Source organism: Pseudoselenomonas ruminantium (genome assembly GCF_900113715.1).
GTDB classification, from domain to species: domain Bacteria; phylum Bacillota; class Negativicutes; order Selenomonadales; family Selenomonadaceae; genus Selenomonas_A; species Selenomonas_A caprae.
In genome coordinates this window covers 74,158-96,285 of sequence record NZ_FOQK01000003.1, presented here as the reverse complement: position 1 = coordinate 96,285, position 22,128 = coordinate 74,158, and the positions used below count along the sequence as shown (strand labels likewise).

General features: G+C 53.5%; 21 protein-coding genes, 1 pseudogene and 1 riboswitch. Of the genes and pseudogenes, 19 read left to right on the top strand and 3 right to left on the bottom strand.

Annotation, left to right across the window (positions count from 1 at the left end; genetic code table 11):
• Positions 1–32 precede the first annotated feature (32 nt).
• From BM181_RS02535 to BM181_RS02475, 13 genes and pseudogenes are all read left to right on the top strand, one after another.
• Positions 33–1,025 carry a sugar-binding transcriptional regulator gene (locus tag BM181_RS02535; protein WP_143092091.1) on the top strand — a complete coding sequence of 331 codons (993 nt, stop codon included), beginning with the start codon at positions 33–35 and terminating at the stop codon, positions 1,023–1,025.
• Between the two features lie 251 nt (positions 1,026–1,276).
• Positions 1,277–1,654 (top strand): annotated as a pseudogene (locus BM181_RS02530) (NAD(P)H-dependent oxidoreductase); the annotation flags it as partial.
• 120 nt (positions 1,655–1,774) lie between these two features.
• Positions 1,775–2,527 (top strand): 2-C-methyl-D-erythritol 4-phosphate cytidylyltransferase, encoded by a 753-nt coding sequence (gene ispD, locus BM181_RS02525; protein ID WP_075442158.1) that lies wholly within the window; start codon positions 1,775–1,777, stop codon positions 2,525–2,527.
• 27 nt (positions 2,528–2,554) lie between these two features.
• Positions 2,555–3,031: a 2-C-methyl-D-erythritol 2,4-cyclodiphosphate synthase gene (gene ispF, locus BM181_RS02520; RefSeq protein ID WP_075442156.1), complete on the top strand. Its 477-nt coding sequence runs from the start codon at positions 2,555–2,557 to the stop codon at positions 3,029–3,031.
• 34 nt (positions 3,032–3,065) lie between these two features.
• Positions 3,066–4,496 (top strand): cysteine--tRNA ligase, encoded by a 1,431-nt coding sequence (gene cysS, locus BM181_RS02515; protein ID WP_075442154.1) that lies wholly within the window; start codon positions 3,066–3,068, stop codon positions 4,494–4,496.
• Positions 4,493–4,981 (top strand): Mini-ribonuclease 3, encoded by a 489-nt coding sequence (locus tag BM181_RS02510; RefSeq protein WP_075442152.1) that lies wholly within the window; start codon positions 4,493–4,495, stop codon positions 4,979–4,981. Before cysS ends, BM181_RS02510 begins: the two co-directional genes overlap by 4 nt.
• 3 nt (positions 4,982–4,984) lie before the next feature.
• A complete protein-coding gene (gene thyX, locus BM181_RS02505) occupies positions 4,985–5,677 on the top strand; it encodes an FAD-dependent thymidylate synthase (RefSeq protein WP_075442150.1) in 693 nt (230 codons plus the stop codon).
• Complete coding sequence (rlmB, locus tag BM181_RS02500; protein ID WP_256211255.1) at positions 5,677–6,561, top strand: 23S rRNA (guanosine(2251)-2'-O)-methyltransferase RlmB; 885 nt, start codon at positions 5,677–5,679, stop codon at positions 6,559–6,561. The genes thyX and rlmB overlap by 1 nt, the downstream gene beginning before the upstream one ends.
• A 3-nt stretch (positions 6,562–6,564) precedes the next feature.
• Complete coding sequence (locus BM181_RS02495) at positions 6,565–7,095, top strand: NYN domain-containing protein (RefSeq protein ID WP_075442148.1); 531 nt, start codon at positions 6,565–6,567, stop codon at positions 7,093–7,095.
• Positions 7,096–7,251: 156 nt separating this feature from the next.
• On the top strand, positions 7,252–8,001 hold the full coding sequence (gene sigH / locus BM181_RS02490; RefSeq protein WP_075442267.1) for an RNA polymerase sporulation sigma factor SigH: 750 nt from the start codon (positions 7,252–7,254) through the stop codon (positions 7,999–8,001).
• 84 nt (positions 8,002–8,085) lie between these two features.
• Positions 8,086–8,215, top strand: a riboswitch (molybdenum cofactor riboswitch).
• A complete protein-coding gene (gene modA / locus BM181_RS02485; protein ID WP_075442146.1) occupies positions 8,211–9,005 on the top strand; it encodes a molybdate ABC transporter substrate-binding protein in 795 nt (264 codons plus the stop codon). It overlaps the preceding riboswitch by 5 nt.
• A gap of 1 nt (position 9,006) precedes the next feature.
• The gene (gene modB, locus BM181_RS02480) at positions 9,007–9,678 is read left to right on the top strand and encodes a molybdate ABC transporter permease subunit (RefSeq protein ID WP_075442144.1); all 672 of its coding nucleotides are present in this window, start codon (positions 9,007–9,009) and stop codon (positions 9,676–9,678) included.
• Entirely contained in the window at positions 9,669–10,718 is a 1,050-nt protein-coding gene (locus tag BM181_RS02475) for a sulfate/molybdate ABC transporter ATP-binding protein (protein ID WP_075442142.1), read from the top strand. The genes modB and BM181_RS02475 overlap by 10 nt, the downstream gene beginning before the upstream one ends.
• Before the next feature lie 283 nt (positions 10,719–11,001).
• Here the strand turns inward: BM181_RS02475 and BM181_RS02470 are convergent, their stop codons facing one another.
• Positions 11,002–12,492, bottom strand: a complete 1,491-nt coding sequence (locus BM181_RS02470; RefSeq protein WP_075442140.1) for an L-fucose/L-arabinose isomerase family protein — start codon at positions 12,490–12,492, stop codon at positions 11,002–11,004.
• A gap of 323 nt (positions 12,493–12,815) precedes the next feature.
• Between BM181_RS02470 and xylB the strand changes: the two genes are divergently transcribed.
• The 6 genes from xylB to BM181_RS02440 all read left to right on the top strand — a co-directional run bounded on the left by xylB (position 12,816) and on the right by BM181_RS02440 (position 20,678).
• Complete coding sequence (gene xylB, locus BM181_RS02465; protein ID WP_075442138.1) at positions 12,816–14,339, top strand: xylulokinase; 1,524 nt, start codon at positions 12,816–12,818, stop codon at positions 14,337–14,339.
• 15 nt (positions 14,340–14,354) lie between these two features.
• Positions 14,355–15,776 (top strand): sugar porter family MFS transporter, encoded by a 1,422-nt coding sequence (locus BM181_RS02460; RefSeq protein WP_082336120.1) that lies wholly within the window; start codon positions 14,355–14,357, stop codon positions 15,774–15,776.
• 23 nt (positions 15,777–15,799) lie between these two features.
• Entirely contained in the window at positions 15,800–17,215 is a 1,416-nt protein-coding gene (locus tag BM181_RS02455) for a glycoside-pentoside-hexuronide (GPH):cation symporter (protein ID WP_075442136.1), read from the top strand.
• 15 nt (positions 17,216–17,230) lie between these two features.
• Positions 17,231–18,850: a glycoside hydrolase family 43 protein gene (locus BM181_RS02450; RefSeq protein ID WP_075442134.1), complete on the top strand. Its 1,620-nt coding sequence runs from the start codon at positions 17,231–17,233 to the stop codon at positions 18,848–18,850.
• A 30-nt stretch (positions 18,851–18,880) separates the two neighbouring features.
• Positions 18,881–19,510, top strand: a complete 630-nt coding sequence (locus tag BM181_RS02445; protein WP_075442132.1) for a DUF4867 family protein — start codon at positions 18,881–18,883, stop codon at positions 19,508–19,510.
• A 151-nt stretch (positions 19,511–19,661) separates the two neighbouring features.
• A complete protein-coding gene (locus BM181_RS02440; RefSeq protein WP_075442130.1) occupies positions 19,662–20,678 on the top strand; it encodes a LacI family DNA-binding transcriptional regulator in 1,017 nt (338 codons plus the stop codon).
• Between the two features lie 3 nt (positions 20,679–20,681).
• Here the strand turns inward: BM181_RS02440 and BM181_RS02435 are convergent, their stop codons facing one another.
• Together BM181_RS02435 and BM181_RS02430 are read right to left on the bottom strand one after the other, a co-directional pair.
• On the bottom strand, positions 20,682–21,563 hold the full coding sequence (locus BM181_RS02435; protein ID WP_075442128.1) for a polysaccharide deacetylase family protein: 882 nt from the start codon (positions 21,561–21,563) through the stop codon (positions 20,682–20,684).
• Positions 21,560–22,015: a sporulation-specific protein 15 gene (locus BM181_RS02430; RefSeq protein ID WP_075442126.1), complete on the bottom strand. Its 456-nt coding sequence runs from the start codon at positions 22,013–22,015 to the stop codon at positions 21,560–21,562. The genes BM181_RS02435 and BM181_RS02430 overlap by 4 nt, the downstream gene beginning before the upstream one ends.
• Positions 22,016–22,128: the final 113 nt, after the last annotated feature.

Genomic DNA, 22,128 nt, shown 5'->3' with positions numbered 1-22,128 from the left:
CGGGAGGAACTGTGTGGTTCCTCTCTTTGCTTATGGAGAGGCTGGACGATCGAATGAAGAAATTGGTGGATGACAAACGGTTGATTTTCAAATGCTGCAGCTTGTATTATCTCGATGGCCTGGGGCAGAAGGAAGTGGCGGATGCACTAGGGATATCGCGCCCGACAGTCTCCCGGCTGCTGCAGCTGGGCAAGGATACAGGCATCGTGAAGATCGAGGTGCTGAATCCTGACAACACGAATTATGGCCAGATGGAGCGCGAACTCGAAAAAAAATTCTCGCTGCAGGAGGTCATCATCGTCGACTCTATGCCGTTAGAGCAGGGGACGCGTAACATCAACTCGGAGATTGGCAGCGCGACGCTGGAATACCTGTCGCGGATCTTGAAGGATGATTATTTCGTGGGTGTCAGCATGGGGCTTACGATACAGAATATCGTCCGCTCGGAATACCGTCTGGAGAAATCCTGCAACTGCACCTTCGTGCCGCTGATTGGCGGTGTCAGCGACAGCCGGATGGATATCCATTCCAACTATCTGGCGCGTGAGTTCGCCGAGCGCTTTGGCGGCAAGAGCGTCCAGTTCTTTGCCCCGGCACTGTTTTCGCGCAAGGACGTCCTGGAGGGCTTCATGGAGGAACGTTCGAACCGGAAGGTCACGAACATGTATACCTCCCTCGATGTGGTCGTCATGGGAATCGGCGTATTGGACCCTGCCCATTCCACCCTGCTGCAGGAAGGCTATATCGACCAGTCCCTGATGCAGGAATTCCTGGGCAAGGGGGCTGTGGGCGATATAGCTCTGCGCTACTTCGACGCCGATGGCGGTGCGGATGCGTTCAGCGACTTCAATGAACGTGTGGCCGGTATCTCCCTGCGGCGTCTTGCCCAGGTGCCGCGGCGCATCGGTGTAGCCTGCGGCAAGCCGAAGATCGCACCGGTGCTCGGCGCAATCCGCGGCCGCTATATCAACATCCTGATCACTGATGCAGAGTGTGCAGCTGGCCTGCTGGCCAGCGACAGGTAACGGAAAACAAGATAAGCAACAGAGGATGCCATCAATGGATAAATGTTCATTGATGGCATTTGTTCGTTGTAAGAATAAATGTAAAAATGAAATCGTCGCAGAATTCATTACTTTTACAAATGTTCAATACAAATACGGTTGTAAAAGTATTTGCTTGATGCTATAATTTGAATTGTCAAAAGACAATAACAAACACAATGAAACATAAATAATTATGAACGAAAAAAGGAGGCAATGATGGATTTTAGTTTTGGACGTATCATCTCTGCAATCTTGAGACGCCGCTTACAGTGGCAAAGGCTATCATCGATCATGAGCCGACCATCATTCCCCTGACTGGCCCTGTCAGTGAGTGCATTACAGTAGCGAAGCGCGATCTCAAGGCTGGCGAATATATCGATGGCATTGGCGGCTATACGACATATGGCTCGATTGCAACAGCAGAAGAGACCTATGCCAAAGGCTATGTGGTTTATGGCCTTATCAATAAGAAGACACGGATGCTTAAGGATGCAAAGAAGGGTCAGCTGCTCACGCTGGATATGGTGGAACTGGATACGACGACACAGCTCTATCAGACGCGCAAGCTGCAGGATCAGATGTACAACAATGGATATGCCCTGAAATAAAGAAAAGATAAATCTCATAATCCTCCGGGAAAATCCAGCTCAGTCAAGGGCTGGATTTTCTTTTTTTCTGCTTTTGTAGTATGATATAAAAGATAAATATACTGGGAGGATTGTATAGATATGGTAACAGCAGTTTTTCCTGCTGCCGGACAGGGACGGCGCATGAATGTCGGCATGAATAAGGTTTTTCTGGAACTGGCCGGCAAGCCTATCCTGGTACATACGCTGCTGCGTTTTTCGGCATCGGCAGAGATTGACAATCTGGTTGTCGTCGTTGCGGAGGAGGATGTATCGTCCATCCGCAGGCTGCTGAGCCATGTTCCGGGACTCAAGCCATTTCAGGTGGTAGCCGGGAGTACGGAACGCCAGTATTCGATTGCCAACGGCCTGGCTGTCGTGCCTGCGGAAGCGGATATCGTCCTGGTCCATGATGCAGCGCGCCCGCTTACGAGTGTCGCGACCATCGATGGCGTCGTGCAGGCTGCCCGTGAAGCAGGCGGCGCCGTTGCCGCCGTGCCAGCCAAGAGCACGATCAAGCTCGTCGACGATGATGGCGTGGTCGTGAAGACGCCGCCGCGCGACAAGGTCTGGGAGGTGCAGACCCCCCAGGGCTTCCGCAAGGATATCCTGCTGGCGGCTTATCAGAAGGCCAAAGAGGACGGTTTCCTGGGAACCGACGATTCCAGTCTGGTGGAGCGCTTGGCGGCACCTGTCAAGGTGGTGGCCAGCGATTACAAGAACATCAAGGTCACGACGCCGGAAGATCTCTTGATTGCTGAGATGTTCCTGAAAGAGGAAGGCGATGGCCTGCGGGGCATGGTGAAGCAGACGCTCCAGAAGACGAAGGAAAAGATGAAGAAACATTTGCATTGATATTTATATAGGAAAGAAGGCGTTATCGTGACTAGATTTGGTATGGGCTATGATGTACATCGTCTTGTGGAAGGACGCAAGCTGATCATCGGTGGTGTGGAGATCCCGCACACCTTGGGGCTGTTGGGGCATTCGGATGCGGATGTACTGCTGCATGCGATTTCGGATGCGCTGCTCGGTGCAGCCGCGCTCGGCGACATCGGCCGCCACTTCCCCGATACAGATCCGCGTTTCGAGGGGGCGGACAGCTTGAAGCTCTTAGGCCATGTCATGGAGCTGCTGCGTGAAAAGGGCTATGAGGTCGGCAATGTCGATGCGACCATCGTAGCGCAGAAACCGAAGATGAAGGATTTCATCCCGCAGATGAATGAGAATATCGCCCGGGTCCTCGGCGTGACGCTTGACCAGGTCAATGTCAAGGCGACGACGGAGGAGAAACTGGGCTTCACGGGTACAGAGCAGGGGATTTCGGCGTATGCCGTCGCCGGCATCGAGAAAGCCTGAGCTGGCCAGCAGATAGATATTGGAGGAAAAACGAATGCTGAAAGTTTATAATACGATGTCCCGCAGCAAGGAAGAATTCAAACCGCTCAAAGAAGGCGAAGTGAGCATTTACTGCTGCGGTGTTACGCCCTATAATCATCCGCATATCGGCAATGCACGCCCGTTCGTGACCTGGGATGTTATCCGCCGTTATTTTGCGAAAAAGGGCTATAAGGTGCATTACATCCAGAATTTTACGGATGTTGATGATAAGATCATCAATACGGCCAATAAGGAAGGCGTGCAGTGGAGTGACATTTCCGGCCGCTATATCAAGGCATATTTTGAGGCGATGGATGCGCTTAACGTCAAGCGCGCGGATGTCTATCCGCGGGTCAGCAAGACGATTCCCGATATCATTGCGATGGTACAGAAACTCATCGACAATGGCTATGCCTATGCAGTGGATAACGGAGATGTGTTCTATAGCGTAGAGAAATTTGCTGGCTATGGCAAACTCAGTGGCCGCAAACTCGAGGATATGCAGGCTGGCGCGCGCATCGAGGTCGATACGCGCAAGCATCATCCGATGGATTTTGCTCTCTGGAAATCGGCTAAACCGGGGGAGCCAAGCTGGGACAGCCCGTGGGGCAAGGGACGCCCAGGCTGGCATATCGAGTGCTCGACGATGTCGCTGAAGTACCTCGGTGAACAGTTCGACTTCCATGGTGGCGGCAGTGATTTGATTTTCCCGCATCATGAAAACGAGATTGCCCAGTCGCAGGCCTGCATCGGCGATGAGCACAGTTTTGCCAAGTACTGGCTGCACAATGGCTTCATCACGATTCATAATGAAAAGATGTCCAAGTCGAAGAATAATTTCTTTACGGTCAAGGACATCCTGCAGGAATATCCCGGTGAGGTCGTGCGATTCTTCATCTTGCAGACGCATTACCGCAGCCCGCTGGATTTCAGCGATGAGCGCCTCAAGGAAGCGCAGACGAGCCTGGCGCGCCTGCAGCAGTCCAAAGCCTTTATGGATGAACTTCTGAAGAAGGAAGGCGCTGCGGATACGGCCAAGGATCTGGTGGCAAAAGCCGAGGAATACCGTAAGGCGTTCTATGAGGCCATGGACGATGATTTCAATACGGCACTGGCCATCAGCCAGTTGTTTGGCCTGTCGAAGGACATCAACATCTACTACCAGGATGTCATGAACAAGGGGGCAGACTACGATGCCGCAGGCTTTGCACGTGTCAGCGAGATCTATCTCGAGATGGCTGCGATCATTGGCATCTTTGAGCAGGAAGAGGCAGCTGCTGACGATGGCCTTACCGATAAGCTTATGGAACTCATCATCAGCATCCGTCAGGATGCCCGCAAGGAGAAGAATTGGGCTATTGCCGACAAGATCCGCGATGAGCTCAAGGAAGTGGGTATCGTCATTGAAGATACGCCGAATGGGGCACGGTGGAAAAAAGCATGAAGTTTGAACATTTTCAGAAACTTGTCGATATGATGTTTGAGCCCGATGGGGATGGCGGTATCCTGCAGCGTTACAGCGATGTGGATGTCAAGCAGCTCAATCCGCTGGTATTGGCCTATGTCGGCGATGCATATTTCCATCTCTATGTCCGCACCCGCCTGCTCTCCTATGAACAGTGCAAGGTGCAGGCACTCCATTCCTTCAGTGCCCAGATCGTATCGGCTGTCTGGCAGGCCAAGGCCTATCGGGGCATCGAAGCGATGCTCACGGAGGAAGAAAAGGGGATCTATCGCCGTGGGCGCAATGCCAAAAGTCATGCCCCACGCAGTGCCAGCGTAGCTGAGTATCACGCTAGCACCGGCTTTGAGGCGCTGCTGGGCAGCCTCTACCTGTCGGAGCAGAATGAACGGCTCTACGAATTGGCGGAGGCCTCGTTCCAGGTGATTTCAAAGGCTATGATGAAGGAAATAAGGAGCAAGAGATAATTTATGATAAAAGTCAAGTTGTTGGAATACACGCCGAATCCGGAGCATGTGGTGGCGATGGCGGCACGTCTTTGCTATTCGTCGGCTGGGGCTGAGGAGCTGGCCGAGAAGATCAGCGATGAGAAGGCGAAGGAAATGGTGCGCAAGATGGTGACGCTGGGGCATGGCTCGACGATTGAGCATGTCACCTTCACCTTCGGCATCGAGGGCGTCAGCCGGGTGCTCACGCACCAGCTTGTCCGCCACCGCATCGCGTCCTATGACCAGCAGTCCCAGCGCTATGTGGCGGCGCATGGCTTCGAGTACATCACGCCGCCGACGATTGCGGAAAAGCCGGAGGCCAAGGCGAAGTATGAGGCACTGCTGGCCGAGATCCGCAAGACCTACGATGAGCTTACGGAGATGGGGGTGCCCAAAGAGGATGCCCGGTATGTGCTGGCCAATGCCACGGAGACGAAAATCCTCGTGACGATGAATGCGCGGTCGCTGCTGCACTTCTTCAACCTGCGCTGCTGCAACCGCGCGCAGTGGGAAATCCGTGAGATGGCTTACAAGATGCTGGCTGAGGTCAAGAAAGTGGCACCGACGCTGTTCCACAATGCTGGTGCGAGCTGCGTGAATACAGGACGCTGCCCGGAAGGGGCCATGACCTGTGGCAAGTTCCAGGAGATGCTGAAGCTGCGGGAGAAGGATTGATGATGAAAGAATTTAGCGATAAGAAGAAAAAGCCGTTCCGCAACGGCAAGAACCGCCAGGAACATGCGGAGAAGCGGGAGGGCGGCAAGCGCCGCGAACCGCGTGAGCGCAGAGCGGATCTGACTGGAGAGCGGGAACTGCCCGAAGATGTGCTGATCGGCCGCAATGCGGTGACTGAGGCCTTGCGTGCTGGCCGTGGCATCAATAAGATCCTGCTGGCCGAGGGCGACAAGGAAGGCTCGGTCAGCGAGATCCTTGCACTGGCCAAGGAGCGTGGCATAGTCATCCAGTCCGTTGAGCGGAGCAAGATCGAAGCGGTGGCGGGCGGCTTGCGCCATCAGGGCGTCCTGGCTTATGTGGCACCTGTCGCTTATGTGGAGCTGGAGGACATCCTCAAGGCGGCAGCTGAGAAGGGCGAGGCCCCGTTCCTGCTGCTGCTCGATGAGCTGGAAGATCCGCACAATCTTGGTGCGCTCCTGCGTACGGCCGATGCGACGGGGGTTCATGGTGTGCTGATCCCGAAACGCCGCAGTGTGCCCCTTACCGCCACGGTGGCCAAGACATCGGCGGGAGCCATCGAGTATGTACCAGTCGCACGGATCGGCAACATTGCCCAGACGCTCAAGAAACTCAAGGAGCAGGGCTTCTGGGTAGCTGGAGCGGATATGGATGGCAGCCAGAGCTATTATGAGGCTGACCTGACCGGGCCGCTGGTCTTGGTGGTTGGCAGTGAGGGCCGCGGTATGAGCCGCTTGACGAAGGAACAGTGCGATTTCATCGTGCAGATGCCGATGGTGGGGCGGATCAATTCACTCAATGCATCGGTGGCTGGTTCCATTCTCATGTATGAGTCCATGCGGCAGCGCTTAGTGAAGAAAGGCTGACTTATGAGCAGGAAAAGGGAGTATTATATCGTTGATGGCTACAATGTCATCAATTCCTGGCCAGAACTTATCCGCCTGCGTGTCGAGCTATCCGAGGCCAGGGACCAGCTGGTTCACCAGCTGGCCGAATACGGAGCCTATGAAAAAATCGATATCACCATCGTGTTTGATGCGATGTTCACAGATGATGATGAACATCGGGAAAAAGTCAATGACCATATGGAGCTGATCTATACCGGCGAAGGAGAGACGGCTGACAGCCGCATCGAGCGCCTGGCTTATGAGATGGTCCGTGCTGGCAAGGAGGTCCATGTCGTGACTTCTGACAGTGCAGAGCAGAGCGTGATTCTTGGTGCTGGTGCATTCCGTATTCCTTCGTCGGAATTCAGGAAGAACGTAAGACGAACCAAGAAAAATCTGCAGAAAGAGTATTTGGGTCATGTGACGCTGCCTGTCAACCGCTTGGAGGTTGAGGATCGTTTGGATCGCGAAACCGTCAAGAAATTGGATATATTGCGCAAATCCCATCAATAAGGAATTAAATTTTTGTTTTCGAAGCGAAAAACGATAAGATGGGGGAAAAAAGTCCTAGAGGAATCCTTGACGCTTACAACAAAGAGGGAGTATAATTTTCTTATCAAGGGAAGCAAGAGAATGAAAACGGGGGTTTTCAGCAAAGGGGAAAGTGCGATGGAAGCAGAACCGACTACAGAACTTTTTAGCGAAGAATTATATGGGGAATTCGCTGATCTTACGGACGAAGAGATTTTATTAGCCATAAGAGATAAGGATGACAAGGTCGCACTTGATTATCTCATCAACAAGTACCGGAATTTCGTACGGGCAAAGGCAAGATCATACTTCCTGATTGGAGCAGATCGCGAGGATATCATCCAGGAGGGCATGATTGGCTTCTATAAGGCAATCCGTGACTTCCGCAATGATAAGCTGTCTTCGTTCCGTGCATTTGCGGAGCTTTGTGTGACGCGTCAGATCATCACGGCTATCAAGACGGCTACCCGTCAGAAACACATTCCACTGAATTCGTATATTTCGCTGAACAAGCCGATTTATGACGAGGATTCAGATCGTACCTTGCTGGATGTGTTGTCTGGTGCCAAGGCTGCCGATCCGGAAGATCTCGTCATCAGCCGGGAAGAGTTCATTGATATCGAGAAGAAGATGGAAGAGATCCTGTCGGATCTTGAGTGGAAGGTGCTCATGAGTTATCTCGATGGCAAGTCCTATCAGGAGATTGCGGAAGATCTTGACCGGCATGTCAAATCCATCGATAATGCTTTGCAGCGCGTGAAGCGCAAGCTTGAGAAGTACATGGAGAACCGTGGCGATGAAATCGATATCAGTACGGTCTACCGTGGCCTTAGCTCCATCAATCGCCGTTTGCGCGGTGTCACAGATGATGACGGACTGATTCATTGATAACAGCATAGAAATCCTGCCCAGGGGGGCAGGATTTTTTTTGTGTGATGTTTCATATAGTTTTTTGGCTTGTTTTGCCGTATAATGATAACGTAACTCCGAGCAAAAGCATCTAAGGTCATGCGCTATGATGCTGCGCCTGGGTAATACCCACAGGGGAGCACAGGAAACCGCGCTCCCTTCCGTTTTGAAAAGGAGGAAAATAACGGATGAAAAAGATTCTGGTAGTGATCATGGCGATGGTGGTGGCTGTCCTGGCCGGTTGTGGCGGCCAGCCCGCAGCGAAAGAAGCGTCATCTCCGGGGGCTGAGAAAGTCGAGCTGCATGTGGCAGCCGCAGCGAGCCTTACCGATGTCATGAAAGAGCTGGTGGCAGGTTATGAAAAAGAGCATCCGGATGTCAGGATTGTCTGCAATTTCGGCAGTTCGGGTGCTTTGCAGCAGGCAATCCAGAATGGCGGGGAGACGGATTTGTTCTTCTCGGCTGCGCAGAAGCAGATGGATGCGCTGGAAAAGGATGGCCTGCTGGCAGCAGGGACGCGCCGCGACCTGCTGCAGAACGAGGTGGTGCTCGTCGTACCCAAAGAGGGTGGCAGGGACATCACAGCCTTCCCGCAGGTCACCGGGGCAGACATCAAGCACATCGCTTTGGGAGAACCAAAGGGCGTGCCGGTAGGCCAGTATTCGGAGGAAGTCTTCACGAAGCTCGGGATTCTTGACGCTGTGAAGGCGAAAGCTGTCTATGGTTCCGATGTCCGCCAGGTGCTTTCCTGGGTTGAAAAGGGCGAGGCTGAGTGCGGTGTGGTCTATGCTACCGATGCAGCGGTATCGGATAAGGTGCGGGTCGCAGCCAAGGCACCAGCAGATACGCATAAGCCGATAATCTATCCGGCCGCCGTCCTCAAGGACGCCAAGCATATGGAGGCAGCAAAGGAGTTTTTGGCCTTTGCTGCGAGTGACGCGAACAAGAAGGTATTCGAGAAATATGGCTTCGAGGTAAAATGATATGGAATTATCACCGCTGATCATCACGCTGGAGACAGCTGGTGCGGCGACGGTGGTAACGTTCTTTGCAGGCATTGGCCTGGCTTTGCTGGTGGTGCGCATGAACCGCTTCAAGGGCCTGGCTGATGCCATTATTACGTTGCCGATGGTGTTGCCGCCGACCGTTGTCGGCTTCTTTCTGTTGTTGTTTCTGGGCAAGCGCAGCAGTGTCGGGAGATTCCTGCTGCAATGGGATATCTCGCTGGTATTCACTTGGCAGGCAGCTGTCATCGCGGCTGTGGCCGTATCGCTGCCGCTGATGTACCGGACGGCGCGCGGAGCCTTTGAGCAGCTCGATCCGAATATCATCCATGCGGCGCGGACGCTGGGCGTGTCCGAATGGCGCATCTTCTGGCACGTCCTCGTGCCGAATGCGCGCTCCGGGATATTGGCGGGGCTGGTGCTGTCGTTTACGCGCGCCCTGGGCGAATTCGGGGCGACAATCATGTTCGCGGGCAATATCCCGGGCAAGACCCAGACGATGAGCACGGCCATCTATGCGGCAGTACAGGCCAATGATTACGATCTGGCCTTTGACTGGGCGCTGGTGATCGTTGTTTTCTCGCTGGTCTTTGTCCTGTTGATGAATTGGTGGATAGCCCGCAGCAATAAGGGGGCAGCGATATGGAATTGATAGTGAGTATCCGCAAGCAGCTGCGCAGCTTCATGCTCAAGGCGGACTTCACGGCCCGTGATGAGGTCTTTGCCTTGCTGGGGGCCTCGGGCTGTGGCAAGAGCATGACGCTCAAATGCATTGCCGGCATCGAGACGCCGGACAGCGGACGGATCGTACTCAATGGGCGTGTGCTCTACGATAGCGGGCAGGACATCAATCTGAGCCCGCAGCAGCGCCATGTCGGGTACCTGTTCCAGAATTACGCCCTATTCCCGAATATGACGATCCGGGAAAACATCCGCTTTGTGGCTGGCGGGACACCGGCAGACAAAGAGGAAAAGGTGCAGGCGAATCTCGTCCGCTTCGGACTGACGGAGCTGGCCGATGCGTATCCGCGGGAGCTCTCAGGCGGCCAGCAGCAGCGGGCGGCCTTTGCCCGCATCCTGGCGGCTGATTCAGAGCTGCTGCTGCTGGATGAACCCTTTTCGGCGCTCGATGGCTACCTCAAATGGCAGCTCGAGCTCGAGCTGGGGAAAGTGTTGCAGGCATATCATGGAGCGGCTCTGCTGGTCTCCCATGACCGCGGCGAGGTCTACCGTTTGTCTGACAGGGCGGCTGTCATCAGCCAGGGCTGCATGGAACCGGCGCAGATGACGAAAGAATTGTTCCGGCAGCCGCAGACCCTGGCAGCTACGCTGCTGACCGGCTGCAAGAATGTCTCGGCGGCCCGGAAGCTGGATGATGGCCATGTCCAGGCAACGGAGTGGGATCTCATGCTGGCTACGGCAGTTGAGGTGCCCAAGGCCACCCATTATGTGGGGGTGCGTGCGCATTTCTTGGAGCTGCGGACTGCACCAGGGGAGAATACCTACCCGCTGGAAGTCGTGCAGGTCATCGAGGACGTGTTCTCTTACTTGGTGATGGTGCGCAAGCTGGGGAGCACGGGCAGGCCGATCCGCTGGGAACTTTCCAAGGCGGATTGGAAAAGTTCCCAGCAACAGCAGGGGCAGTTGTATTTCCATATCCCGCCGGAAGCAATCATGCTTCTGCAAGAGTGAATTTGAAATTTGTAACAACGAACCAAAAATATTACGTTTTATTGTAACGTTTATCCAAAAAAGAGCAGAGCGTATTGTCTGAAAACGTCGGAGATATTACTATAAATACATAGTTCATGTAGATTTTCTACAACTATAACATAATGGAATAATGCGCTCTCCCCTTTGCATATTCCGTTTCCCCGTTTTTCCCCAAAAAGTAAAACGACAAATTCCCTGAAAAAAGGCAGCTGTGACGACAGCTGCCTTTTTTCTATGGGAATTTGTTTGTGGAAAGGGAATATCAAGCAAAGGGATTTTCCGTCGGATAGAGCATGCCCTTTGGCTGGTTGAAAGCGATATCTGTGAGCCCGAGGTACTGGAAGACGGACCAGAGTGCCTTGCCGAAGTGGCCGAAGGCTACGGCACCGTGGTGCGGATAGCGTTTCTGGATCAGCACATGGCGGTAGAAGCGGCCCATCTCTGGAATCGCGAAAATACCGATACCGCCGAAGGAATGCGTCGATGCCGGCAGGACTTCGCCCTCGGCAACATAGGCGCGCAGCTGGCCATCGGAGGTGCTTTGCAGGCGGAAGAAGGTGATGTCGCCTGCTGCGATGTCGCCCTCGAGAGTACCACGCGTGAAGTCTGGCTTGCCGCCGTTTTCAAGCAGGCGGTTCTGGATCAGCTGATACTTCACGCCGCCTTTGCGGAGCTTGCAGAGCGGTGTGTTGCCACAGTGGAAGCCCATGAAGGTATCTTCGAGTTTGTAGCTGGTCGAAGGTTTGATATCGGCTTCGTAGAGATCTTTCGGGACGCTATTGTTGATGTCGAGCAGCGTCACTGCATCGCCGCTGACGCAGAGGCCGATGTATTCGCTGAGTGCGCCGTAGATATCGACCTCGCAGGAGACCGGGATGCCCTGGGAGACCATGCGGCTGTTGACATAGCAGGGCTCGAACCCGAACTCCTTCGGGAAGGCTGGCCAGCATTTATCGGCAAAGGCGACATAGTCACGCGAGCCCTTGTGTTCAGCCATCCAATCCTTGAGGGTAAGCTCGAACTGAGCCATGCGTGGCAGCATTTCCGGATATGGGTTGCCCTCGTGGCCGAGCTCTTTGGCCATATCTTCGACGATGGCTGTGATGCGCGGATCATCCTTGTGGGCGCGGTAAGCAACGAGCAGGTCGAGCTCCGAGTTTTCCTCGATTTCCACACCGAGGTCGTAGAGCGGCTGGATCGGTGCATTGCAGGCGAAGAAATCCTGCGGACGCGGGCCGAAGGTGATGATCTTGAGATGGGAAAGACCGATGAGCGTGCGGGCGATTGGCTGGAACTCGGCGATCATGGTGGAGATATCGTCGGCTGTGCCTACCGGGTACTCAGGGATGAAGGCCTTCAGATGACGCAGCCCGAGGTTATACGAGCAGTTCAGCATGCCGCAGTAGGCATCGCCGCGGCCGTTGATGAGGTCTTTGCCGCTTTCTTCGGCTGCCGATACATACATGACCGGCCCGTCAAATTCTTTGGCAATGAGTGTCTCGGGGGTTTCCGGGCCAAAGTTGCCGAGGAAGACGACCAGTGCGTTGCAGCCTGCGTCTTTGGCTTCCTTGACGGCAGCGAGCATATCGGTTTCGTTTTCAACGGTTTTCTTCACTTCGTAGAGAGAGCCGTATTTTTTTGCGTAGCTTTCTGCGATAGCATGGCGGCGGTTCTCCGACATGGAGATGATGAAGCAGTCGCGGCTGACAGACAAGATACCGCATTTGACAGTTGGGATGTTGCTCATGGTCATGATAAAACGCTCCTTTTTTAATACAATCACAACTAGATATTGGTTTTGCGTGCGTTCATGTGCACGCCTTATTTCGGTTAATAGCATAGCACTGAGAAAACATATTGTCAATTGTTTTATTTTTATTTGGCGCGTTAATAGGGCGTTTTTTGTAAAAGCAATCATATAATGCGCAAGTTTATTATTATTTAAGCGCTTTAACAAATTTTTAGAAAAATAAAAATTCGTATTGACGCTTGTTTTATCTTGTGCTATATTGGTGTCAAGCTTGAGCGTGCATAAGCACGCAATACGGAAGCTGGATAAACAGGGGGGCAGGATTTATGAAATATCTTATCGGTATCGACATCGGTACCTCAGCCACCAAGACAGTGCTTTTCGATGAGAACTGTCGGGTCGTGCGGTCATCTTCACAGGAATATCCGCTTTATCAGCCGCAAAACGGCTGGGCGGAACAGGAACCGCTCGATTGGTATGGGGCAGTTTTGAAGACGGTGAAGGATGTGGTCCGTACGTCAGGTGTACCGGCTGCGGACATCAAGGGGATTGGTCTTTCGGGGCAGATGCATGGGCTGGTCATGCTCAATGCGCAGAACGAGGTCATCCGTCCGGCAATCATCTGGTGCGATCAGCGCACTGGCAAGGAGTGTGAGGAAATCACCCGGCGGGTCGGCAAAGAGCGCCTGATCGAGATCACGGCGAATCCGGCACTTACGGGCTTCACGGCATCGAAGATCCTATGGGTCCGCAATCATGAGGCCGAAAATTACCGGGCTTGCCGTCATATCTTGCTGCCGAAGGATTATGTGCGTTTCCGCATGACTGGTGACTATGCGACGGAGGTCTCCGATGCGAGCGGCATGCAGCTCCTGGACGTGCCGAACCGCTGCTGGTCCAAGGAGATCCTGGAGAAATTGGAGATTGATGAAGCCTTGCTGCCGAAGGTCTACGAATCGCCAGAGGTGACCGGTCATATCACGGCTGAGTTCGCGGAGCGCACAGGCCTTACCGTCGATACGGTGGTGGTCGGTGGCGCTGGGGACAATGCGGCGGCTGCTGTGGGGACAGGTATTGTCGAAGACGGTCGTGCGTTTACGACCATCGGTACGAGCGGGGTCGTTTTTGCGCATACAAGTACGCCGCGTATCGATCCCAAGGGACGTGTCCATACGTTCTGCTGTGCGGTGCCGGGCTGCTGGCATGTCATGGGAGTTACGCAGGCGGCGGGATTATCCCTCAAATGGTTTCGCGACAATCTGGCTGAAAAGTATAAGAATGATGCAGTGCTCAAAAAGGTCGATGCCTATGACCTTATCAATGAAGATGTTGCCAAGGTGCCAATCGGCAGCCATCGGCTGCTCTATCTGCCATATTTGATGGGGGAGCGTACCCCGCATCTGAATCCGGAGTGCCGGGGCGTGTTCTTTGGCCTGTCGGCTATCCATACGAAAGCAGATATGCTGCGGGCGGTCATGGAAGGCGTCAGCTATTCACTGGCGGATTGCTTCGGTATTCTTAAAGAGATGCACGTCGATGTCAATGAGATGATGGCTTGTGGCGGTGGTGGCAAGAGCCGCATCTGGCGGCAGATGCTGGCTGATATGTACAATTGCGAGGTCAAGACCATCAAGGCACAGGAAGGGCCGGCACTTGGCGTGGCTATCCTGGCTGGTGTTGGAGCAGGTATCTTCCGTGATGTGCCATCGGCTTGCCGCCAGTTTATTGAGCAGGATACCTGGTGCCAGCCGGACCCGGCAGCGCATGCGTATTATGAAAAAGGCCACAAACTCTATCAGAAGCTATATGTCCAGCTCAAAGAATGCTATAGTGATTTGGCTGTATTATAAGGGAGGGATTCGCTCATGGGGGCTTCAATCGCAAAAGATATGGCTGAGGAGCAGGAGACAAAGCGGGCGGTAGCGCATGTCCGCATGTTTATCTACTTTGCGGCCGGCATGGCTGGCTTGCTCTTTGGCCTCGATCAGGGGGTTATTTCCGGGGCACTGCCGTTCATCAGTCAGGAATGGAATCTTACCAGTGCCGCGCAGGAATGGGTAGTCAGTTCGATGATGGTCGGCGCCGCAACCGGTGCTATCATTGCGTCGGTCATGGCCAAGAAGATTGGCCGTAAGAAGAGCTTGATGATCGGTGCCGCACTCTTTATCATCGGTTCGCTGGGGTCAGGCTTTGCTGTCAGCGCCGATATGCTTATTGGCTTCCGGCTGATCCTTGGATTGTCCGTTGGCATTGCGTCTTATACAGCCCCGCTGTATTTAGCAGAAATGTCGGATAAGAATGCACGGGGACGAGTGATATCCGGTTATCAGCTGATGGTAACGGTGGGAATCCTGGCAGCGTTCCTGTCGGATACGGCGTTCAGTTACACGGGCAATTGGCGCATGATGTTGATGATCATAGCGTTGCCGGCCGTACTGCTGCTGCTGACGGTCCTCCGCTTGCCGGACAGCCCGCGCTGGCTGGCGGCTGTTGGCCGCTTGGAGGAAGCATCGCATGTCCTCGATTCCCTGCATGGCAGTGCGCAGGCAGCAGCAGAAGAGCTTATGGAGATCAAGGAAGCTCTTAAAATCAAGCAGGATGGCTGGGCCTTGTTCAAGGCGAACAAGAATGTCCGCCGGGCGGTGTTCCTCGGCGTGCTGCTGCAGGCCATGCAGCAGTTTACGGGCTTTAATGTCATCATGTATTATTCACCGAAAATCCTGAGCCTGGCCGGATTCTCTACGACCGAAGACCAGATGATCGGCACGGTTATCAATGGTATTGTCTTTGTATTGTCGACGTTTATTGCCATCTTTATGGTGGATAAGAATGGCCGTAAGCCGACGCTTAAGATTGGCTTTGGGGTTATGGCACTGTCCATGGCAGTGGTAGGTGTCTGCATGTCGATGCTTGAAGCTGGTACGGCGGATGTGTCGGTTTCGTATCTGGCTGCTATCATGACGATGGTCAGCATTGCTGGTTTTGGCATGAGTGCAGGGCCGATTGTCTGGGTGCTCTGCTCGGAAATCCAGCCGCTCAAGTCTCGTGAATTTGGCGTGGCTTGCTCGACGATGACGAATTGGATTACCTGTGCGATTGTCGGTGCAACGTTCCTGACGCTTGTCGATACATTGGGATCGGCGCATACATTCTGGCTTTATGCACTGCTCAATGGACTCTTTATCGTCCTGACGCTTGCTTATGTGCCGGAGACGAAAAACGTCACATTGGAAAATATCGAAAAGAATTTGATGGATGGTAAGAAACTGCGTCATATCGGCTGTTGATAAAGCTGGGAGAGGGAGAAAAAATGGAAGCTTTGAAAAATTATAAGCTGAGCATGCGGGAAAAGACAGGCTACGCTATGGGCGACCTGGCATGCAACCTCATCTATACCACGGTTTGTACGTATCTCTTGTTTTTCTATACCAATGTTTATGGCTTGCCAGCGGAAATTGTCGCGACAATGTTCCTGATCGTGCGCGTGATGGATGCCATTGTCGATCCGATTGTCGGTACGTTTGTGGATAAGCATACCTTTAAATATGGCAAGTTCCGTCCCTATCTGCTCTATGGTGCCTTCCCGTTTGCGGTGCTCGGCATCCTTTGCTTCAGCACGCCGGAGCTTACGCAGGGCGCGAGCATTATCTATGCGTATGCGACCTATATCGGTCTGTCGCTGGTCTATACAACCATCAACATTCCGTATGGAGCGCTTACGGCAGCTATGACCCGTGATAACAAGGAAGTCGTCAGCATGACTTCTATCCGCATGCTCTGTGCCAATCTGGGCGGCCTTATCGTTTCGTTTGGCATTCCGGTACTGGTTACGATGATTTCGGGCAGCTATACGGGCGAGGAGTCACGGTTTGGCTGGCAGGTAACCATGGGGCTTTACAGCGTCATTGGCGCTTTGCTGCTGCTCTACTGCTTCTCGCAGACGAAGGAGCGCATCAAGATCGATCCGTCCAATGATGAGAAGCTGCGTTTTGTCGATGTATTCAAGCAGTTCAAGGTCAATCGTCCGCTGGTTGTCCTTAGTTTGTTCTTTATCATCCTCTTTGGTATGATGGCAGTCACGAATTCCATTGGCACATACTTCATTACCTATAACTGCAACCGTCCGGATCTCATCCAGTGGTTTGGCCTCATCGGTACTCTGCCGGCCTTCTTCCTGCTGCCACTGGTACCGACGTTCAACAAGCTCGTCGGCAAGATCAATCTGCTGCGCATCTCGCTGGTACTTGGCATGGTGGGCTGTATCGTCACCTATCTGGTGCCGGCTGAAAATATCACGCTGGTGCTCATCGCGCGCTTCATTGGTTCGTGCGGTATCATCGTCGCCGGCGGCTTTATGTGGGCGCTGATTCCTGAGACCATCGAGTATGGTGAGTACAAGACAGGTAAGCGGCTTAGCGGTATGATTTATGCAATCATCGGTTTCTTCTTCAAGTTTGGGCTTGCGCTCGGCGGTATCGTTCCGGGCTTCATGCTGGCGCGGTTTGGCTATGTGGCCAATCAGGTGCAGACGCCTGAGGCCCTGCAGGGCATTTTGCTGACGACGACGCTCATTCCGCTGCTGTTCCTCGCTGTGGCGTTTATCGATATCTGCTTCTATGGCCTCGATGATGCGCGTTATCATGAGATCGTGACGGAGCTTGAGAGCCGCCATGCACAGGAGCAGGCGCAGGAACATGAAGGAACGCCGGCAACAGGGACTATGTAAAAAGGAGCATTTATCATGAAGATACAGAATCCAATCTTGAAAGGTTTCAATCCCGACCCGAGCATCGTGCGGGCTGGGGATGACTACTACATTGCCACGTCGACATTTGAATGGTTTCCGGGCGTGCAGATCCATCATTCCAGGGATCTCGTGCATTGGCATCTTATTGCCCATCCGCTTGATACCGTGGAAATGCTCGATATGAAGGGCAATCCGGATTCGGGCGGGATCTGGGCACCGGATCTTAGCTATGCCGATGGCAAGTTCTGGCTCATTTACACCGATGTCAAGGTCGTCGATGGCATGTGGAAGGACTGCCATAATTATCTTACGACGGCCGAAGATATCAAAGGGCCGTGGTCAAAGCCAATCCTTTTGAATGGGGCAGGATTTGATGCGTCGCTTTTCCATGACCCGAGCGGCCGCAAATATCTGGTCAATATGTATTGGGATCAGCGCGTCTACCATCATAATTTCTATGGTATCGCTTTGCAGGAATATTCGGTGGCGGAAGAAAAGCTCATTGGCCAGCCGGAAATCATCTACAAGGGCACGGATATTGCCTACACCGAAGGCCCGCATCTTTACCACATCAATGGCATGTATTATCTGATGACAGCTGAGGGCGGTACGACGTATCAGCATTCGGAGACCATCGCACGGAGCAAGGATATCCATGGGCCCTATGAAATCCAGCCCGATTACCCCATGCTGTCTGCCTGGACGGATATTCATAATCCACTGCAGAAATGCGGGCATGCTTCGCTGGTGCAAACGCAGGGGGGCGAGTGGTATCTGGCGCACTTGACGGGACGGCCGCTTCCGGCACCATCAGGTTTCCCGAGCCGCGAGCGTGAGCAGCATGCCTATTGTCCGCTGGGCCGTGAGACCGCTATCGAGAAAATCGAGTGGCACGATGGCTGGCCGGTGGTAGTGGGTGGCCGTCAGGGCAGCCTGGAGGTCGAGGCTCCGGATCTTCCGGTGCAGGAATGGGCAGCAACCTATGAAGAAGTAGATGATTTTGATTCTACGGACTTAAATATCAATTTCCAGACGCTGCGGATTCCGTTTACGGAAACGCTCGGCAGCCTTACGGCCCGTCCAGGATTCCTGCGGCTCTACGGCCGCGAATCCCTGCAGTCGAAATTCACGCAGGCACATGTGGCCCGCCGTTGGCAGTCGTTTGCCTTTGATGCGCAGACGAGCGTAGAATTCCAGCCAAAATCGTTCCAGCAGATGGCGGGCATGACCTGCTACTATAATACGGAGAACTGGTCGAGCATCCATGTGACCTGGAATGAGAGCAAGGGACGCTGTATCGATCTGGTCATTGCCGATAATGGCAGCTTCTCGATGCCGCTTGCCGGGCAGGAAATCCCTGTGCCGGAGGATGTGAAGACGGTCCATTTCAAAGCGGAGGTACGTGGCCGGAGCTACCGTTATGGGTATTCCTTTGATGGCGAATCGTTTACGTTCCTTCCGGTTACGCTGGCTAGCTGGAAGCTGTCCGACGATTATGTGCGGGGCGGCGGCTTCTTTACCGGGGCATTTGTCGGCATGAATTGCATCGATATCACGGGCACGGCGCTGCCTGCGGACTTTGACTATTTCAGCTACAAAGAATTAGAAAAATAATGGGATGAATAGAATCGCGAGGTGCAGAAAATGAAAATCAGCAGTGTCAAAGAAAAAGAATTTCGTACGTATGGCCGTGTTCTGCCATTGGATGTCTCAGATTTTGTGGAGACAATCAAAGCCCGTCCGGCTGTGAAGAAAGGCGAAGTGGTCTATGAGCCGTCAGTCCGTGCGTTTGAGGAATTGCCGCTCTATCAGGAGCTCAAGGATAAGACCTATGGTGAGCAGGCCATTGAGTTCGGTCATTGCAGTGGCTGGAATGAGAAGCTCAATGCCGTTGAGTATCATCGCTCTTCGGAAATCGATATAGCAGCGACAGACCTTTATCTGATCTTGGGCCGCCAGCAGGATATCGACTATGAGACGAATACCTATGATACGAGCAAGATGGAGGTATTTTTCGTGCCGGCAGGCACGGCAGTCGAGCTTTATGCGACGACGCTTCATTATGCGCCGTGCGGCAAGGAGGGCCAGGAGTTCCGCTGCGGTGTTGTCTTGCCGAAAGGGACGAATGAGGAACTGCGGGAAAAGCCCGGCCAGCAGGCCGAGGACCGGCTGCTGTTTGCGGACAACAAATGGCTGATCGCCCACAAGGAGAGCGGTCTTGACCGCGATGGCGCTTGGATTGGCTTGCAGGGAGAGAATATCGAACTTTGCTGATGGAGCACGAAAGCCTCTTCTGCCAGAGATGACAGAGGAGGCTTTTGTTTATTAAAAGGATTTGTTATTTACGAAAGCGGAAAAACTTGCTAAAATACGGATATCATAAGGAACGAGAATAAGGGATTATGCAGGATAGCGAGATGATAGTATGGTTACCATGAAGAAAATTGCTGAGCTTTGCGGCGTATCGCGCGGGACGGTTGACCGTGCCTTGAATGGCCGTGGCCGTGTCAATGCTGAAACAGCTGAGCATATCCGCAAGATGGCTAAGCAGCTGGGCTATGAGCCGAATCCGGCTGGCAAAGCATTAGCGGCCCGCAAGAATCGGCCCATCATCGGCGTGATTTTATCGTCGGAGGGCAATGCTTTTTTTGACAAGGTGATAGAGGGCATGAAGGATGCGGCAAGGGAGTATGCAGTTTATGGCTTGCAGGTAGACATCCGCACGATGAAAGGCTATCAGCCAGAGGAACAGCTGCGGCTCATGGAAGAATTGCAGCCAGAGGTCAAGGCGCTGATTCTCAATCCTATCAATGATGCGCGTGTTATTGCTAAGATCGACGAATTGGTGGCGGCGGGCATCTTTGTCGTCAATGTCAATAACGATGTGGACGGGTCAAAACGCCATTGCTATGTCGGCAGTGATTATTATAATGGCGGCATCACGTCCTGCGCTTTGCTGGAGGCTATGATTGGCCGCAGCGCTGAGATTGGCTTGATCCTTGGCAGCCGGCAGGTGCTTGGCCATAAGCAGCGTCTCGATGGGTTCATGCATCGCATGCAGCGGGTCGAGAATTTCCATGTCATCGACGTCATCGAACATGAAGATGATGAGATCTTCGCCTATGAGCGTACGAAGGCGTTTCTTTTGGCGCATCCTGAGACGACGGCACTGGTTTCCCTGGCTGCTGGCGTTTATGGGATTGGCCGTGCGGTCATGCAGCTGCCCAAAGAAAAACGGCCGATGGTCATCGCTTTTGACAGCGTGCCAACGACCGTGGAAATGATGAAGTTTGGTGTGGTGCGGGCCACGATTTTCCAGCATCCGTACCGGCAAGGGCATCTGGCGGTAGATTTGGCGTTTGCCTATCTCGTCAATGGCCGTATGCCTGGGAAGCAGGAATACATTCTCAAGAATGAAATCCGCCTGCTGGAAAACCTTTGAGACTTACCAAGGCTGAGGCGTCATCGGTGTGATGACGCCGAAGGAAAAGCCTTTGGCCTTGAGGATGCGGATGATTTCCGGCAAAGCTTTGACTGTTTCCTCATGGCCTTCGGAGCTGTGCATCAGAATGATGGCAAAGTCCTTGTTATCCGTCTGGCTGTCGATATTGCCGATGAAATCCTGAGCGGTCGGATGACCGGGGGCGGCGTCAGCTGAGCTGACATTCCAATCGTGTTCGACATAGCCGCTGGCTGCAAGTGCGGGCGGGTAAGCTGACGTGAAGTTGCCGATGACACCACCTGGAGCCCGCAGGATAAGCGGGCGCACACCGATGATATTTTTGATGATATCATCGGTTTTTTGCATTTCGCCAAGGAAGCCATCAATCGCTGGATAGAGCTTGCGGTAATCGTGGTCATAGCTGTGGTTGCCGATGGCATGATGCTCGGCGAAAATGCGCTTCAGGACATCGGGGTGCAGCTCGGCATGCGCACCAGTCACGTAGAAGGTGGCGGGCACATCGTTTTCCTTCAGGATGTCGAGGATGGCGGGCGTGTTCTTGTTGTCGGGGCCATCGTCAAACGTCAGATAGGCCACCTTGCCGTCTTTATAGGGGGTGAGCTGCGGCAGCTGTGTGGGGAGATTCTTGGCGCGGCGCTCGGTGATGGTATAGCTGTCGTAGACAGGCATAGCCGGCGTATCAAGCTGCAGGTTGGTAAAGCTATCATCGGCTGTGATATAGGCTGGTGCTGTGGTTTCTGCGGCAGCTGCGGAGCTATCCGCAGAGGACTCGGGTTCGGCAGCAGGGCTTGGCGTCTGGCCGGCGCAGCCAGCGAGCAGCAGCGTGGCCGACAGCAGCAGTGTGGATAAAATCTGACGGGTCAACGTAAGGGGGCACCTCCTTGTTTCGCTTTCGCGGCAGTTTCAGCTGCGGCAAGTTCGGCCCGCAGGCCATCGTAGAATTTTACGAGACCTTCGCGGATGGCCTCGCGGTTGCTATCATGAAGATGCGCAGTTTTTTTGAGCTCGCGTGTCGTTTCGAGAACGTTGCCGATGGTCAGGATGTAGTTGTATTCTTCTTCGAGTACCTGAGCGGCATCGAGCGGGTCAAGGCAGCTGGTTTCCTGTGTGAGCTTGTCGTAAGCAGTGCTGAGTGCTTTTAGATTCTTCTTCTGTGTCAAGGCCAGGCCGAGATTGTCTGGCGTCACGCGCGCCAGTGCCAGGTTTATGGCATCGCGCTGCGCGTGCATATCGCGCAGGCGCTTCTGCAGGGCCTGGATGCTGCGCGTCATGCGCTGGGCTTCTGCGGGGGAAAGATTGATTTGTTTATCGGTCATGTTTACATCTCCTTGTTGATTCTGCTAGAATCTATTGTAGCGGAATTTTACAGGAAAGTCCAAGTCTTGACGAATTTGCTACAATATTATAGTAGAAGATATGGGAGATACGT

Coding starts and splice junctions, on each gene's coding strand:
- BM181_RS02460 (WP_082336120.1), top strand. CDS start 14,355: ATGGGGGCTTCAATCGCAAAAGATATGGCTGAGGAGCAGGAGACAAAG.
- xylB (WP_075442138.1), top strand. CDS start 12,816: ATGAAATATCTTATCGGTATCGACATCGGTACCTCAGCCACCAAGACA.
- BM181_RS02450 (WP_075442134.1), top strand. CDS start 17,231: ATGAAGATACAGAATCCAATCTTGAAAGGTTTCAATCCCGACCCGAGC.
- BM181_RS02455 (WP_075442136.1), top strand. CDS start 15,800: ATGGAAGCTTTGAAAAATTATAAGCTGAGCATGCGGGAAAAGACAGGC.
- BM181_RS02535 (WP_143092091.1), top strand. CDS start 33: ATGGAGAGGCTGGACGATCGAATGAAGAAATTGGTGGATGACAAACGG.
- BM181_RS02510 (WP_075442152.1), top strand. CDS start 4,493: ATGAAGTTTGAACATTTTCAGAAACTTGTCGATATGATGTTTGAGCCC.
- BM181_RS02475 (WP_075442142.1), top strand. CDS start 9,669: ATGGAATTGATAGTGAGTATCCGCAAGCAGCTGCGCAGCTTCATGCTC.
- BM181_RS02445 (WP_075442132.1), top strand. CDS start 18,881: ATGAAAATCAGCAGTGTCAAAGAAAAAGAATTTCGTACGTATGGCCGT.
- modA (WP_075442146.1), top strand. CDS start 8,211: ATGAAAAAGATTCTGGTAGTGATCATGGCGATGGTGGTGGCTGTCCTG.
- ispD (WP_075442158.1), top strand. CDS start 1,775: ATGGTAACAGCAGTTTTTCCTGCTGCCGGACAGGGACGGCGCATGAAT.
- sigH (WP_075442267.1), top strand. CDS start 7,252: ATGGAAGCAGAACCGACTACAGAACTTTTTAGCGAAGAATTATATGGG.
- BM181_RS02470 (WP_075442140.1), bottom strand. CDS start 12,492: ATGACCATGAGCAACATCCCAACTGTCAAATGCGGTATCTTGTCTGTC.
- cysS (WP_075442154.1), top strand. CDS start 3,066: ATGCTGAAAGTTTATAATACGATGTCCCGCAGCAAGGAAGAATTCAAA.
- thyX (WP_075442150.1), top strand. CDS start 4,985: ATGATAAAAGTCAAGTTGTTGGAATACACGCCGAATCCGGAGCATGTG.
- BM181_RS02440 (WP_075442130.1), top strand. CDS start 19,662: ATGGTTACCATGAAGAAAATTGCTGAGCTTTGCGGCGTATCGCGCGGG.
- BM181_RS02430 (WP_075442126.1), bottom strand. CDS start 22,015: ATGACCGATAAACAAATCAATCTTTCCCCCGCAGAAGCCCAGCGCATG.
- rlmB (WP_256211255.1), top strand. CDS start 5,677: ATGATGAAAGAATTTAGCGATAAGAAGAAAAAGCCGTTCCGCAACGGC.
- BM181_RS02495 (WP_075442148.1), top strand. CDS start 6,565: ATGAGCAGGAAAAGGGAGTATTATATCGTTGATGGCTACAATGTCATC.
- modB (WP_075442144.1), top strand. CDS start 9,007: ATGGAATTATCACCGCTGATCATCACGCTGGAGACAGCTGGTGCGGCG.